13 protein-coding genes are annotated in these 15,533 nt (G+C 61.2%); 12 read left to right on the top strand and 1 reads right to left on the bottom strand.

Annotated elements, in window-relative coordinates; all coding sequences use genetic code 11:
* A complete protein-coding gene (locus LOL23_RS12770; RefSeq protein ID WP_237173703.1) occupies window positions 1-1,251 on the bottom strand; it encodes a benzoate/H(+) symporter BenE family transporter in 1,251 nt (416 codons plus the stop codon).
* A gap of 109 nt (window positions 1,252-1,360) precedes the next feature.
* Here LOL23_RS12770 and pdxR point away from each other — a divergent pair, with 109 nt between their 5' ends.
* The 12 genes from pdxR to LOL23_RS12710 all read left to right on the top strand — a co-directional run bounded on the left by pdxR (window position 1,361) and on the right by LOL23_RS12710 (window position 15,531).
* The gene (gene pdxR / locus LOL23_RS12765) at window positions 1,361-2,899 is read left to right on the top strand and encodes a MocR-like pyridoxine biosynthesis transcription factor PdxR (RefSeq protein ID WP_237173702.1); all 1,539 of its coding nucleotides are present in this window, start codon (window positions 1,361-1,363) and stop codon (window positions 2,897-2,899) included.
* A gap of 113 nt (window positions 2,900-3,012) precedes the next feature.
* The gene (locus LOL23_RS12760) at window positions 3,013-3,759 is read left to right on the top strand and encodes a GntR family transcriptional regulator (RefSeq protein ID WP_160980832.1); all 747 of its coding nucleotides are present in this window, start codon (window positions 3,013-3,015) and stop codon (window positions 3,757-3,759) included.
* Window positions 3,756-5,006: a 3-isopropylmalate dehydratase large subunit gene (locus tag LOL23_RS12755; protein ID WP_160980834.1), complete on the top strand. Its 1,251-nt coding sequence runs from the start codon at window positions 3,756-3,758 to the stop codon at window positions 5,004-5,006. Before LOL23_RS12760 ends, LOL23_RS12755 begins: the two co-directional genes overlap by 4 nt.
* Window positions 5,007-5,015: 9 nt before the next feature.
* Window positions 5,016-5,657: a 3-isopropylmalate dehydratase small subunit gene (locus LOL23_RS12750; RefSeq protein ID WP_160980836.1), complete on the top strand. Its 642-nt coding sequence runs from the start codon at window positions 5,016-5,018 to the stop codon at window positions 5,655-5,657.
* On the top strand, window positions 5,641-6,453 hold the full coding sequence (locus tag LOL23_RS12745; RefSeq protein WP_237173701.1) for a beta-keto acid cleavage family enzyme: 813 nt from the start codon (window positions 5,641-5,643) through the stop codon (window positions 6,451-6,453). The genes LOL23_RS12750 and LOL23_RS12745 overlap by 17 nt, the downstream gene beginning before the upstream one ends.
* Before the next feature lie 46 nt (window positions 6,454-6,499).
* The gene (locus LOL23_RS12740) at window positions 6,500-7,477 is read left to right on the top strand and encodes a Bug family tripartite tricarboxylate transporter substrate binding protein (RefSeq protein WP_160980840.1); all 978 of its coding nucleotides are present in this window, start codon (window positions 6,500-6,502) and stop codon (window positions 7,475-7,477) included.
* Window positions 7,478-7,622: 145 nt separating this feature from the next.
* Complete coding sequence (locus LOL23_RS12735) at window positions 7,623-9,161, top strand: class I adenylate-forming enzyme family protein (RefSeq protein ID WP_237173700.1); 1,539 nt, start codon at window positions 7,623-7,625, stop codon at window positions 9,159-9,161.
* 32 nt (window positions 9,162-9,193) lie between these two features.
* On the top strand, window positions 9,194-10,183 hold the full coding sequence (locus LOL23_RS12730; protein WP_160980844.1) for a Bug family tripartite tricarboxylate transporter substrate binding protein: 990 nt from the start codon (window positions 9,194-9,196) through the stop codon (window positions 10,181-10,183).
* A 12-nt stretch (window positions 10,184-10,195) separates the two neighbouring features.
* Window positions 10,196-11,059, top strand: coding sequence for an IclR family transcriptional regulator (locus LOL23_RS12725; RefSeq protein ID WP_160980846.1), 864 nt, complete (start codon window positions 10,196-10,198; stop codon window positions 11,057-11,059).
* A 41-nt stretch (window positions 11,060-11,100) separates the two neighbouring features.
* Window positions 11,101-12,285: an acyl-CoA dehydrogenase family protein gene (locus tag LOL23_RS12720; RefSeq protein ID WP_160980848.1), complete on the top strand. Its 1,185-nt coding sequence runs from the start codon at window positions 11,101-11,103 to the stop codon at window positions 12,283-12,285.
* Between the two features lie 13 nt (window positions 12,286-12,298).
* Window positions 12,299-13,426, top strand: coding sequence for an acyl-CoA dehydrogenase family protein (locus LOL23_RS12715; RefSeq protein ID WP_237173699.1), 1,128 nt, complete (start codon window positions 12,299-12,301; stop codon window positions 13,424-13,426).
* A gap of 8 nt (window positions 13,427-13,434) precedes the next feature.
* Window positions 13,435-15,531: a 3-hydroxyacyl-CoA dehydrogenase NAD-binding domain-containing protein gene (locus tag LOL23_RS12710; RefSeq protein WP_237173698.1), complete on the top strand. Its 2,097-nt coding sequence runs from the start codon at window positions 13,435-13,437 to the stop codon at window positions 15,529-15,531.
* Window positions 15,532-15,533 lie beyond the last annotated feature (2 nt).

Genomic DNA, 15,533 nt, shown 5'->3' with positions numbered 1-15,533 from the left:
TCACCCCTTCCTGACGGCAGCCGGGATGCCGGCGGCGTCCACTGGCTGGCCCTGCTGATATTGCCTGGGCAGCCGGCCATTGAGCACCGCGTAAGAAAGCAAACCGATGAGCAGCCCCCAGAACGCGCCACCTATGCCCAGCAGCGTGATATTGGCCGCAGCGGCGAGAAAGGTGATTAGCGAAGCTTCGCGGGTCTTTGCATCGGCAAGCGCACTGGCGAGACTCCCGCCTATGGTCCCCAACAGCGCCAGGCCTGCAAGCGTGGTGATGAAGGTGGCCGGGAAAGCCATGAATACCGCAGCCAGCGTTACCCCGAACACACCGACAAAGATGTAGCACACGCCTGCGGCAACGCCGGCGATCCAGCGCTTGGAAGGGTCTTCGTGCGCCTCCCGGCCGGTGGCGATGGCTGCTGTAATGGCGGCGATATTAAAGGCGTGTGATCCAAACGGTGCCATCAGCAACGAGCCCAGACCGGTGACGGTCACAATGGGATTGGCGCTGGTTCTGAATCCGTCGTTGCGCAATACCAGCATGCCGGGCATGTATTGGCCCGTCAGCGTGATCAGGAACAAGGGCAGCGCAACGCTGAGCAAGGCGTTGAGCGAGAATGCCGGCATGGTAAACACCGGCGCGGCGAACTCCAGCGACAACCCAGACAGATCGACGCGACGCTGCAACAGCAGGAGCGCCAGCCCCAGCACCAGAATGCCAACGACAGCATAGCGGGCCGTCACGCGCTTGAGCACGACATAGGCCACGATCAACAGCCCCGCCAGTGCAGGATCCACGTTCATGCCGCCAAAGGCTTGAATGCCGAATTGCAGCAAAATGCCCGCCAGCAGGCCAGCCGCCACGCCGGGCGGAATCAGCCGGATGACTTTCTCGAAGTAACCCGACAGCCCAAGCGCCACAAACGCGGCGGCAGAAATCAGATACGCACCCACCGCTTCCTCATACGGCGTCGTTGCCAACGCCGTCACAAGAAAAGCGGCGGCTGGCGTAGACCAGGCTGTGATGATGGGCTCACGGGCCACCCAGCTGAGAAACAGGCCCGTCACACCCACGCCAATTGAAATCGACCACACCCACGAGGCGGTCAACGCCGGGCTTAGGCCCGCCACCCTGGCCGCCTGGAACACCAGGATAAAGGTGCCGCCATAGTTGACGATGACCGAGATCAGGCCTGCCACGACGGGATGGGTGAGATCGCTCATGCGAAGGGACGAAAGTGACTGGGCGGATGACATGACGCTCGCACTGCCTCTGAAAAAGGTGATTGACCGGGGTGGGTGTCTCAGTTATATGTCTTTAATGGCACGACAAACCCCACCACTTTTAGTAAGGCACCCAGACCAATTGTTCAAGCACGCGCAACTCGAATCCGTCAAAGCTTGGATTACCGATCCCGCGTACAGCGCACTGCCACTGCATGTGCGCATACAGCGCGCGGTACGGCAACTGATCCTGGACGGCACGCTCGGCGTCGGGCGCCCGCTGCCGGCGTCACGCGCGCTGGCGCTATCACTGGGCGTCTCGCGCGACACAATAGAAACTGCCTACAGCCAATTGCACGCCGAGGGCTTCATTGAGCGGCGCGTCGGCAGCGGCAGTTTTGTCTCTGCGCAGATACAGCGCCTGCCAGGACGCGGCCTGGTGCGGCGCCCCGCCGTGCGCAAACCCGCACCGCGCCTGAGCCGGCGCGGCGACGCAATGTTTGCAAGCGGAGGGGTGCGCGACTTCCTGGCGCCGCGCGCCTTTGCGCCCGGCGTGCCCGAAACGCGCAATTTCCCGTTGCACACTTGGGAGCGCTTGCAGCGCCAGGTGCTCAAACAATACGGTACGCAAGCCTTGCTGCACAGCCCGCCTCAAGGCATGGAGCCGCTGCGGCGGGCCATCGCCGATTACGTCAACCTGGAACGCGGTGCGCGCGCCACGCATGATCGCGTGCTGGTGCTGACCAGCTCGCAGCAGGCATTGACCTTATGCGCGAATGTGCTGCTGGACGCCGGCGAGCGTATTTTCCTTGAAGATCCCGTGTATCAGGGTGCCCGCAAGGCGTTCGACGCGGCGGGCCTGGAATGCGTGCCGGTGCCGCTGGATGGCGACGGAATGAACGTGGAGCACCTGCATGGATCGCAGCCCGCCAAGGCCGTGTTCCTGACACCCTCTCACCAGTTCCCGACCGGTGCGACGCTCGCGCTGGATCGGCGCCTGGCCATCATAGAATGGGCGCAGCGGGAGCAAGCGTGGATCATCGAAGATGACTATGACAGCGAGTTCCATTATGCCGGCAAGCCCACCGCCTGCGTGCAGGGGCTCGATCCACACGAGCGCACGATCTACATCGGCACCTTTACCAAGTCGTTGTTCCCGGGCCTGCGCATCGGCTATATGGTTTTACCGCCGCAGCTCGTCGCCCCCATGACGGTGGCGCGCACCCTGCTGGACGGGCACAGCGCCCCCATCCCCCAACTGACGCTGGCGCGCTTCCTGGAAGGCGGGCATTTTGGCGCCCACGTACGCACCATGCGCGCCGTTTACGCGGAGCGGCGCGATGTACTGGCCAGGCTGGTACGCAAATATCTGCCAGATTTTCTGGAACCCCGAATCCCTGCGGGCGGCATGCAGATGCCTTGCCTCCTTATCCGTGCCATTGCGGAAGGCGAAGCGGTGGCAATGGCGCACCGGGCAGGCATAGACTTGCTGGGCCTGACGGATTTGCATACCCGTTCTCCCGGCACCGGCACCGGTAAGCATAGAGCCGGCTTCCTGATGGGCTTTGCCGCCCATACACCGGGAGAAATGGAGCCTGCCGTCAAGAAACTTGCAAGCATCCTGCGTGCACTGGATCGCACAACCGCCACAAGCCGCTGGCTGCTGGCTGCTGGCTGCTAACTAAGGCGGCGATCGCCTCAATTGCCTGACAATATTTATTTTATTCTCCTGCGTTTCTTGTTTTGTCTACTTTTGCTTTGACTTAAATTATTAGTTGTCAGACAATTTGCCGCATGGACACTAAAAACCTTACGGACGCAGATCCAGACACCCTGCCGGTGCGGCAGCAATTAGTGCATCAATTGCGCGCCGCCATCACCGAAGGCAGGTTCAAACCCGGCGAACGGCTGGTAGAGCGCGAACTTTGCGAACGCTTCGGCGTCAGCCGCCCCTCCATCCGCGAAGCGCTACGCCAACTCGAGGCAGAATGCCTGATCGACATTGTCCCTAACCGCGGGCCATCGGTGCGGGTCATATCGGCTGAAGAGGTGCTTGAGCTCTGGGAAGTTCGGCTGGCCATAGAATGCGTCGCAGTCAAGCGATTCGCGCTCTATGGCACAGAAGAAGATATCCAGGCACTGGAGGACTGTCTCGAAAACTTCGAGGCGGCGCTCAAATCGGAAACACCCGACAAGATCAGGTCGGCCAAGAGTGTGTTTTTCGAAGTCCTGACGCAGGGGTCGCACAACGCGGCAATCGGTACATACCTGCGGCAACTCAATGCTCGCCTCAGTTTTCTGTGGTCTTCGTCGCTCACCATGCCCAATCGGCCGCAAGAAAGCGCGACAGAGCTGCGTGCGTTGCTGCGCGCCATACGCAACCGCTCGCCCGAGGCGGCGCAGGCAGCCATTGTGCTGCACAACGAGCACGGCAAGGCGGTCGCACTGCATCGGCTGCGCAGTACCGGGTTTGCCGATCCAGGCACGCCCACGACACCTCCGGCTACAAGCCCCACGCTCGTACGCAAGGCAGCAGTATGAATCCAGGCCAGCAAACCCTTACGCAGAAAGTGCTCGCCCGGGCTGCAGGCAAGCGCTACGTGCAGCCCGGCGATGTACTGCACCCTGTGCCGGAGCTGGTCATCATCCATGACGGCTATGTCGAAACTGCCTTTCGCGAACTCGACAAGCTGGGCTACAGACGTATTGCGTCGCCCGAAAAAGTGATGTTCGTCACCGATCACGAGGTTCTGTATGGCTCGCCGCAAGCGGCCGCCCGCGGCGCGCGAATCCGGGACATCGCCCGTCAATGGCAGGTGGGGCATTTCTACGACGTGGGCCAAGGGGGGCATGGGCACCTGTTTCCCATCGAGCAAGGGCTGGTTCGCCCCGGCATGTTTCTGTTCGCTTACGACATGCACTGCACCAATTTTGGTGCGCTGGGTGCCCTGGCGTTCGGCGCGGGGCCCGAGATCAGCACTGTCCTGGCCACCGGGACGCTGTGGATCGAAGTGCCTGAAACCATACGTGTGAATGTCCACGGCGAGCTCCAGGCAGGGGTACACCCGCGCGACGTAGGCTTTGTGCTGGCAAGCGGTCTGTCGAGCGGCCTATGGGGCGTCTCGCCTGATTACCGGGTCATCGAATTCGCCGGGCCTGGCTTGTCCGAGCTCGATCTGGCCGCCCGCGTCGCCCTCTGCAATTCGATCACTGAAATCGGGGTGGCGAATGTGGCGTTTCCACCGCCCGCTGGCACGGCAGGCGCCGTGTTCAGCGACATGGATGCCGCCTACGCACATACGATAGACCTGGATCTTTCCAGTATCACGGCCCAGGTCGCACTGCCCGGCGGGCCCGAACGCGCAGCAACCCTGCAAAGCGTGGCGGGCCTGCGTATAGATCATGCGTTTCTTGGCGCTTGCGGCTCCGGCATGTATGAAGACTTCGCCGCTGCCGCATCCGTATTGAAAGGCAAGCGGGTGGCGCCGGGCGTGCGTCTTTTCGTGACACCAGGCACCGTCTCCACTGCGGCGCGCATGGCCCGCGATGGGCTGCAACAGATATTTCAGGAAGCGGGCGCTGTCCTTCTGCCCGCAGGCTGTGGCCCCTGCGCGGGCGGCCTCATGGCGCCCCTGGGTCCTGGCGAAGTGTCCATTTCGACAGCCGCGACAAATCACGCCGGGCGCTTCGGCTCGCCTGACGGCCAGGCCTATCTCGCAAGCCCTTTGACGGTGGCGGCGTCCGCGATCTGTGGCGTTGTCGCCGCCGCTCACCCCACGCAACAATAAGGAACCGCCATGGATCACCCTTTGCGTCGGCGCGGCACATGCCATGTTTTTGGCGACGATATACCGCTGGATGAAGGCTTCATCCCCTTCAGCCTGGCGATAGGCCGCGAAACACGGCCCGACGTCTTGATACCGCATTTGTTCGCCACCCTGGACGCCGGTTTTGCCAGCCGCGTCGCACCTGGCGACATCATACTGGGCGGCAAACAGTTCGCGTGCGGCAAGACGCATGTGCAGGGTTTTATCGCCATGGCGGCGCTGCAGCTGGGCATTGTCTGTGCGTCCATGCCGTTCAAGGCTATGCGGCGCGCGGTGGCGCAGGGCCTGCCAGTGATCACGGGCCTGGCCGATCCCGACACCTTCGCGAAAACGGGGGATATTCTCGAGGTGGACTACGCCAGCGGTCTGGTCTCCAACGTCAGTACCGGCGCAGTACGCGCCTGTCAGGGCATGCCGCCGGTGCTGCAGCCCATCATCGAACAAGGTGGAACCAGCGGCTATTTGCGGTATTGGCTGGCCGCTCATCCTCACATGAGAAGCCCGCTGCCCGACACCGATGCGGCACACGTCCGCACCACGCACGGCGACGCAACCGCGCGCCGCATCATCATAAACACGCAAACCGAGCCCGCCCATGCGCGTAAGCCATAGCCCCGTCATCATCACCGTCGCCCCAAATGGCGCGCGCGTGCGCACCGCCGACCACCCGCAGGTTCCCATCTCGCCTGAGAGCATCGCCGACACGGTGGCGGAATGCCTTCAGGCCGGCGCCGCGATTGCACACCTGCATGCGCGCGCGCCCGATGAATCCCCTGCCCACGATGTAGACACGTTTCGCGAGATCGTGATCCGCGTCCGGGCGCGCGCCGAGACCGTGCTGCAACTGTCCCTGGGCACGCGCGGATTCACCGTGGAGCAGGCTGTGGCGCCGCTGTCGCTGCAGCCCGAGATGGTCTCGCTGCCGCTGCGACTGGAAGGCCCCGATATCGCGCACGCCAAGGCTGCATTGGACGCCATGGCCGCGAAGGTCGCTGCCAGCGGCGCCATTCCAGAGATGAGCGTCTATAACGAGGCCATGCTCGAGACCGCGCTCGCCTTGATCGATGCGGGCGCTGTGCAAAAACCCTACTGCTTTGGCCTGATATTGGGCGCACCCGATAGCTTCGAGGCCGGCGCGCGCAAGCTCATGAATCTGGCTGCCCGCCTGCCGCAGGGCGCCTATTGGTGGTGCGCCAAAGGTGGCCGCTATCAGCTTGAATTGAGCGCCTTGGCGATTGCGTTGGGGGGCCACGTGCGAGTTGGTTTTGAAGACTCTGTGCTCGATGTGGACGGCAGCCGGCAAGCACCTGGCAACGCATATCTGGTTCAACGCATCGCCGATCTGTGCAAGGCGCTGGGCAGACCCGTGGCGACTGCCGCCCAAACCCGGACAATGCTCGGACTTTAACGCGCCCCGCTCAACTCGGCGCCGCAAGCAATTATCAGGAGAAGACATGCGCAACCCTATTATGCTGGCCCTCGCCCTGGCGAGTTCTTTTCTGGCCTTGAACAGCCTGGACACACATGCCGCGCAGGCATATCCCAACCGAACGATCAAGCTGATCGTTCCCTTCACGCCCGGCGGCTCCACGGATTTTGTCGCCAGACTGATCGGCGAAAAACTGACCGAACGAACCGGGCAGAGTATTGTCATCGAAAACAAGCCCGGTGCGGGCGGCAGCATAGGGGCCAGCCATGCCGCCCGCGCCGAACCTGACGGCTACACCCTGTTTGCGGGCCATGTGGGCACACTGTCCATCAACCCGGTTCTTTACAAGAAGCTGTCTTATGAGCCCGAAAAGGATTTCGCTCCAGTCACAGCGATGGTGCGTGCGCCCCTGGTGCTGGTGGTCAATCCGGCATCCAGCATCCAGACGGTCGAGCAACTGATCGAACAGGGCAAGCGCGCCGAACATGGGCTTACCTATTCGACAGCCGGCGCGGGCTCCGCTGCGCATCTGGCCAGCGAGCTGTTTGTCGCGATGACAGGTATTTCGGCCACGCACATCCCTTACAAAGGCTCGTCAGGTGCAACCAATGCCATTGTGTCGGGCGAGGTCGACTTCAATTTCGGAGGCCAGAAGCCCAGCCAACCACTGATCGCAGCCAACCGCCTGCGCGCGCTTGCCACCACGTCTGCAGAGCGCTCGCCCCAACACCCTTCCGAACCTGTTGTCGCAGAAACCGTAACGGGTTATGAGGTGCAAAACTGGCACGGCATTGTGGTTCCCGCTAAAACACCGACCGAGATTGTCCGTTATTTGAACAAAGAGATAACCGCCATCCTGAACATGCCGGACGTCCGCAAGAATCTCGCGGAACACGGCTATGAAGCTATCCCCATGACGCCCGAAAAATTCGGCGAACTGATCGCCGCCGACCGCACGAAATGGAAGGCGGTCATCGACCGCGCAGGATTATCGCTGGATTGACGCCGTCCGGTTTGCGGCACCTCGGTGGCATTGCGCGCCAGCGCATATCGGAGGCAAACAATTCACATATGTGATGGAAATGGAAGGGCTTCATACCTATGATGACCTGCACCAGTAACCGCAGCGAGCAGCCCGCCGTTTCCTCATGTCCATCGACCTACCTGATCCTGATTTCCGCATCCACCAGCTCGTCAGCCGGCATGTTTCCCACCTTGCTCACCAAACCGCCCTGATCACCGACGAGGGTATCTGGACGTATGAGGCGCTCGACAACGCTGTCCGCGCCATGGCCGACTTGCTTCGGGACCGCGGTCTGCGCGCCGGAGACCGTTTGCTCGTCATCGGCGAAAGCGGTACGACGCAATTGGCCGCCATCTTTGCCTGTAGTCTCCTGGACGCCTGGGCGGTCGTCGTCAATGCCCGCATGACAGGGATGGAGGTGGACACCATTAAGGCCCATTGCCAACCCAGGCTGTCACTGGCCACCAGCGGCTTGTCAAAGGATGCACGTGATCATGGCACACGCCATGGCGCCCGCGAAGAACAGATCGCCGGACTGCGGTTTTCATGTACCGACGCGGATCCGAATGTGATCGCTGAACCGACACACGCAAATTCGGCGGAGCAGGTAGCCGTATTGATCTATACCAGCGGCACCACCGGCACACCCAAGGGCGTCATGTTGACGCATGCGAACCTTGGCCACTCGTCGGCGGTAGCGCGCAACGCGCGCGGCACAAAGCCCTCTGATCGCGTGTATTCGGCGCTGCCTGTGGCACACGTATATGGCCTGAGCACAGTGGCGCTGGCCGCCTTGGGCGCAGGTGCCACACTGCAGTTGACCAGCCGTTTTGATATTGCACACGCGATTACGGCTTTAGCCGATGGCGTTACGATGCTGCACGGCGTACCTGCCATGTACTTGCGTCTGCTGCAGGCTCATGATCAAGGGACTCGCATCGTGGCGCCACAGATACGGCTGCTGCACTGTGGCGGCGCGCCTTTGGACCCTTCGTTGAAGGGGCGCATCGAGGCCATCTTCGGCGAGCCGATCAATAACGGATACGGGCTTACCGAGGCTTCCCCCACGGTCAGCGCGGTACCGTACAGGCAGCGTCGCGATGATCTTAGCGTGGGCTACCTAATTCCGGGCATGCAATCGCGCATTGTTGATAAGCAAGGGCAAACCCTGCCGCACGGCCAGATTGGCGAACTGCTTGTGCGCGGCCCAAATGTGATGAAGGGCTATTACAAAGCGCCTCAACAGACAGCCGAGGTGCTAGACGAGAACGGCTGGCTGCGAACCGGTGATCTTTTATGCGAGGCCCCGGATGGTGCTCTGTTCGTTATGGGGCGTATCAAGGATCTAATCATAAGATCCGGCTTCAATGTGTATCCAAGTGAGGTTGAAGCCGTGATCAACGCACTGCCTGAGGTGCGCCAATCGTGCGTCGTTGGCGTACCTCAGAACGGAGACGAGCAAATCGTCGCGTTCATTGAAGCCGAGGAAGGTGTGTCAATTCAGACTGAAGCGCTGCTGGATTCAGTGCGCCAAAGGCTTGCTCCCTACAAACGGCCACAAAGAGTTGTTGTACTTGCGCAGCTTCCTACGGCGAGCAACGGAAAGATTCTGCGCAAAGCTGTCATGGATCTAGCGCTCGCGGAACACACGCAAAACGTCTAGAGAATATATTCATTTTCATACAGGAGAGAGACGTGGCCCTTATTGCACGCAGACAATTTATTGCCGCAGCCGCGGCACTGGCCTTGACGCATAGCGTGCCAGCTTCAGCGTCGGGCAGCGACTGGCCGTCGCAACCGATCCGCTTTATCGTGCCGAGTTCGGCGGGCGGCGGCGCAGACACCGTGGCAAGGCTGTTGGCCAAGCACATTGGTGACGTGCTCAAGCAACCTATCGTTGTAGAAAACCGCCCCGGCGGCACTGGCGTCATCGGCAGCAATGCACTGTTAAATGCCGGCACTGACGGCTACACGTTCATGCTGGGCTTCACCACGATGTCTCAGCTCCCGGCCACGACGACGGTCAAGCTGCCGTACGACGCAAAGCGTGATTTCATACCGGTTTCTCTCGTTGCGAGGTCGTCTAATGTTCTCGCCATCAATCCAAATGTCATCAAGGCAAATTCCGTCGAGGCGTTGATCAAAGCTTTGAAGGAAAACCCGCAGAAGCACAGCTACGGCTCTTACGGAAACGGCTCCACTGGTCATTTCCTGGGCGCGCAGTTCAGCCAAACCACGGGCAGCAGTGCGCAGCACATTCCATACAAAGGGGCTGCGCCTATGATGACCGACCTTTTGGCGGGCGTTGTCGCTTATGCTTTTCCCGATATAGGCTCGGCCTTGCCGCATCTAAACTCCAATCGTGTGACTGTCTTGGCCGTAACCGGCGAGAAGCGCATGGCATCCCTGCCGAATATCCCCACAATGCAAGAGCTCGGTTATGCTGGCTTCAATTTAGGCGCATGGTTCGGCCTGTTCGCCGCCAAGGGCACTTCCCAGCCCATCGTTCAGGCCATGGCCAAGCAGGTCGCTGATGCTGTCGCCGCACCCGACGTACGCGCCAAGCTGGTCGGCATGAACCTTGATCCAGTAGGCAGCGATTCCGCTTCGTTCACCGAGTTCTTCCATGCTGACATCGAACGTTGGGCGGACTTGGCGAAATCGGCCAACATCCGCACCGACTGATTTACAGGCGCCATGTCCCGTTCCCTCCGCCCGCTCGAGCTGCCAGACCCGACCATCAAAGATGGCCCACGTGACCTGGGTACGCGTGCCGTCAAATCGGCGCAGCGCGTGCTCGAGCTCCTGGAGCTGCTCGAGCAGCTGGGCCGCCCGGTTACGTTGGCGGAGATTGTGCGGGCGAGCGACTATCCTCAGTCCAGTGCCTGGATGCTGGTGCAAACACTGATGCGTATGGGCTACCTATGCCATAACCCAGACAACGGCACTTATATGCCCAGCCTCCGGCTGAATATGCTTGGAGGCTGGGTGCACGATCTGGCACTGCCGCACAGCAATTTGCGCCTGGCGATGCGCGCACTGGAAGAACGGCTTGGTTTGACGATTGTCCTTGGTCAGCGCAGTGGCCGTTACGTACAGTATGCACACGTTCTGTATGCGCCCAAAGACCGAAAGAGCCAGGTACCGATTGGTGTGGTTCGCCCATTGATCGATACTGGCATGGGCTATGCCCTGCTGGCACAGCTCCCCGATGATGATGTGTGCGCCATCGCCAACGCTTGCCTGGCACGAGGCGAGCATCCATCGCCGGTCAGTTCCTTGAGGCAGGTTCTGGATATCGTTGACAAGGCGCGTCAAGCGGGCTTCGTGTACTCACATCGGCTTCAAAGCGCCAACCGTGCATCTTTTTCGTTTGCGCTGGTCACCGACCCAGGAGCTGGCGTTCATGCCGGGCTGATGGCCCTGGCTGTAGCTGGCCCTAAAAAGGATGTGCTTGCGCGCCTGGAAGACATCCCCAGCACGGTCAACGACGTAGCAGCCGAGTTTCTACCCGATGTGCCAATACATATCAAGGCAGCCTTCCCCATACAGCCGATTTGAACATATAGCCGATTTAAACCTTCAGCAAAGCAAACATCATCATGGATCTTGAAGTAACGCCGGAAGAGCTCGAGTTCCGCCAAGAAGTACGAGCGTTCGCACAAGCACATCTGCCTGAGACGGTGCGCCGCAAAGTCCTGTACGGCGAAAAGCTCGAGAAGCAGGAGTATGTCGACTGGCAAAAACATCTGCACCGTAAAGGATGGATTGCGCCCGCCTGGCCGGTACAGTTCGGCGGTACAGGCTGGAGCCTGGGTAAGCAGCGTGTGTTCCTCCATGAACTCGCCCTGCAATGCGCGCCTGAAACCATTCCGTTTGGCATCTCCATGGTTGGGCCGGTGATCTATACCTTCGGATCAGACGAGCAGAAGAAACAGTATCTACCGGACATCCTTAGTTCAGATACGTGGTGGTGCCAGGGCTTCTCAGAGCCCAACGCCGGCTCTGACCTTGCATCGCTGCGCACGCGTGCCGTGGACTGTGGCGACCATTATCTACTCAATGGGCAGAAAGCCTGGACGACGCACGGGCGCTTTGCGGACATGATGTTCTGCCTCGCACGCACAATCGACACCGGCAAGCCGCAGGAGGGTATATCTTTCCTGCTTCTGGACATGAAGAGCCCAGGCATCGAGGTGCGCCCGGTACGCACGATTGATGAGGGCGCCAGCATCTGCGAAGTGTTCTTTAACGATGTGCGTGTGCCAAAGTCGGGGCTCGTAGGCAAGGAAGGCGAGGGCTGGACATATGCCAAGTTTCTCCTGGGCCATGAACGGGCAATGATTGCACGTGTCGGTCGGTCGCGCATGCAACTGGCGCGCGCTCAACGCCTTGCCTCTCATCCCCGCGTTGACGGAAGCCGCCCTATCGACAACCCTTTGTACCGCCACCGCCTGTGCGAAATCGAAGCACGCCTGCGAGCCCTTGAGTTGACCGAACTGCGCGCCTTGGCCGCATACCGCCCCGGCGCAGGCTTCGATATTGCCGACTCTTCCATGTTGAAAATCGAAGGCTCTGAGATTTGTCAGGCCCTCACAGAGCTCCTCGTAGACATGGCTGGCCGTTATGCGATGGTGTATACCGGCCGCTACACACAGTCGCCGCTCGGCGACGACACTGCCCACGGTCTACTTGGCGACCATCTGTTCAACAGGGTGGCCACGATCTACGGCGGCAGCTCGGAGATTCAGAAGAACGTGATCGTCAAGAGCCGCTTCCAGAATTAAGCGAGGATATGCCATGAACCTGACACTCTCCGATGAACAGGAGATGATACGCGCAAGCGTGTTCGACTACTTCTCAAGCGCCTATGCGTTTGAACGCCACCTCGACCGCCTCGGGCGGCAGCAGCGGCCCGACGCCACGGCGTGGAAAGCGATGGGAGAGCTCGGCTGGCTGGGTCTGACCGTGCCCGAAAGCGACGGTGGGCTGGGATTGGGGCCGCAGGAAGCCATGTTGCTGATGGAAGGGGCGGGCGCCGCGCTCAATACAGAACCCTTGCTGTCCACTGCCGTACTCGGCGCGCCTTTGCTGGCTGGCGAACCGGCGGCCGCACATGCGTTGCAAGCCGCCATCGCGGGCGACGCCAGCCTAGCCCTGGCATGGGCCGAAAGCGATCAAGGCTTTGCACCATTGCGCATCGAAACTCGTGCTGTACAGGACGGCTCAACCTGGCGCGTTTCCGGACACAAGATTCTGGTGGACAACGGCGCGCACGCTGACTGGCTGATTGTGTCTGCACGACATGAAGACGGCATCGTGCTGTTGTTGATCGATGCACACAGCGATGGCCTGACCCGTCAAGGTGCCCCGTTAGCCGATGGCAGCCATAGCGCCGACCTGGCTTTTGACAACGTTGCCGCAGTCGCCTGCCTGGCCGACGCATCGCGCGCGGAATCTCTTCTATTGCGCGCAGTGTATCGGGGTCTGGCGGCTAGCTGCGCCGAAGCGCTGGGCGCCATGGACAAAGCTTTGCAAATCTGCCGGGATTATCTGCACGAGCGCAGCCAGTTCGGCAAGCCATTGGCGGCGCAGCAGGCCCTGCAGCATCGTTACGTAGACATGCTGATCGCAACTGAGCGTGCACGATCCATGACACTGCTTGCCGCCATCCGCGCGGACGCCGCCGCCGCGGGCGACCCCGAGGCGTGCCGCGATCTCAGCCTGGCCAAGCTCACCGTGGGGCGCAGTGCGCGACATGTCGGCGGCCAGGCGATCCAGTTGCACGGTGGCATGGGCATGGCGTACGAGTATCCCATCGGACACTATTACCGCAAGCTGTTGTGCTGCGACGCAAGTTTCGGCTCGCAGGACGATCACCTATCCCTTGTTGCCAACGCCCCCTTCGCATCGAAGACTGATTGTTGAGTGTTTCCATGTCTACCATTGAACCGAGTCATGTGCATTCCGCCATCCACGATGGCATCCTGTTTCTGCGCTTGAGTCATCCACCCCTGAACGCGCTTGATCACACGCTGCGTCGTCAAGCTGACGACGCGCTGGCCATGGCTGAACAGCAGGATTCCGTCAAAGCCATTGTCCTGTATGGCGATCACGAGGTTTTCTGTGCCGGCGCCGATATCCGCGAGTTTGATCGGCCACGGCAATCACCGTGGACCGGCGATGTCGCACGGCGCATTGCTGCGAGCCGCAAACCCATCGTGGCCGCAATGAAAGGCATAGCGCTTGGCGGCGGCCTGGAATTAGCGCTGGCCGCGCATGCTCGCCTCGCCGCACCCGGGACGCGCTTGGGCCTGCCCGAAGTGAAACTAGGGTTATTGCCAGGCGGAGGCGGCACGCAGCGTCTTCCACGCCTGATCGGCGTCGAGCCTGCCTTGTCCCTGATGATGGAAGGCCGCATCATCAACGCCGAAACGGCGCTGAAGCTCGGCCTGTTGGATGCAATCTGCGACGAAGCCGCGCTGCTCGACGCCGCCCAGGAGCGCGCGGCGGCGCTGTGTTCCGCATTGCCGCCTGAGCCCTCGATCGACGAAGCTTCCCGTCGTGCGAACCTGGAAGTCGTGATGGCACAGCGCCAGCGCCTGGATGCCAAGCATCATGTGCTGCCCGCCCAACGCCTGCTGTTGGATTGTGTACAGGCCGCCATCGAAATGCCGCTGGAGGAAGGGCTGCGATTCGAGCGGCAGGCGTTCCAGCAATGCACAAACAGCACGGAGCACCGGGGGCTCACGCATGCGTTCTTCGCGGAAAAACACGCTGCCAAAGTGCCGGGTGGGGCCGGCCGTCAAGTACAGCGCGCCGGCGTCATAGGCGGTGGCACCATGGGCGCCGGCATCGCCGTGGCGATGCTGGATGCGGGCATGGATGTAACGCTGATCGAACGCGACAACGCGTCACTGCAAGCCGGCCAGGACCGCATCGAGAACATCTATCGACGCCAAGTCGAGCGCGGCCGCATACAAGCGGCAGTACGCGATGAACGTCTTTCACGGCTGAGCACCGCTACCGACTACGCAATGCTGGCGGAGGTCGATCTTGTCATCGAAGCCGTCTTCGAAGACATGGACGTCAAGAAACAGGTGTTCGCCGAGCTGGATCGCGTCTGCCACCCGGGTGCCATTCTGGCCACGAATACCTCGTATCTGGACATTGACCTGCTTGCCGCGAGCACATCACGACCGCAGGATGTCATTGGCCTGCACTTTTTCTCGCCCGCCAACATCATGAAGCTGCTGGAGATTGTGGTTCCCGCGCGCGTTGCCGACGACGTTGTAGCCACCTCTTTCGCGCTGGCGCGCCGGTTGGACAAGGTGCCGGTGCGCGCGGGTGTCTGTGATGGCTTCATCGGCAACCGCGTTCTTTATGTGTATCGCGAAGCCGCAACGCACATGATGGAGGATGGCGCCTCACCCTACCAGATCGACCAGGCACTGGAACAGTTTGGCTACGCCATGGGCCCCTTCCGTACCGCCGATCTGACGGGGGGCGACATTGGCTGGGCCACACGCAAACGGAAGGCGGCAACGCGCCCACCCGAAGCGCGCTACGTGCGCGTGGCCGACCGGCTGTGCGAAAAGGGATGGTTCGGCCAGAAGACGGGAAGGGGCTACTACCTGTATCCCGAACGCGGCCAGAAGGGCCGGCCTGATCCGGAGGTTCTGGCTCTGATCGACGACGAGCGCGCTGCGCGCGGCATTGTGGCCCGCGCTTTCACCGACGAAGAAATCGTGCGGCGCTATATGGCCGCGTTGATCAATGAAGCCGCGAAGGTCCTGGATGATGGTATTGCACGCTGCCCCGCTGACATCGACACGGTCTTGATCAATGGCTACGGGTTTCCGCGCTGGCGTGGCGGCCCGATGAAGTACGCCGATGACATCGGCCTGCCCGCCATCCTGGCCGATCTTGAGTCCTATGCAAAAGAAGATCCCCACTTCTGGGCGCCCGCCGAACTCTTGCGCCGCCTTGCGCGTGAGGGTTCCACCTTTGGCAGCCTGAATCAATCCAACTGAGA

It is taken from the genome of Paracandidimonas lactea (genome assembly GCF_021653995.1).
GTDB classification, from domain to species: domain Bacteria; phylum Pseudomonadota; class Gammaproteobacteria; order Burkholderiales; family Burkholderiaceae_B; genus Allopusillimonas; species Allopusillimonas lactea.
This window is presented reverse-complemented; position numbering and strand designations above follow the sequence as displayed.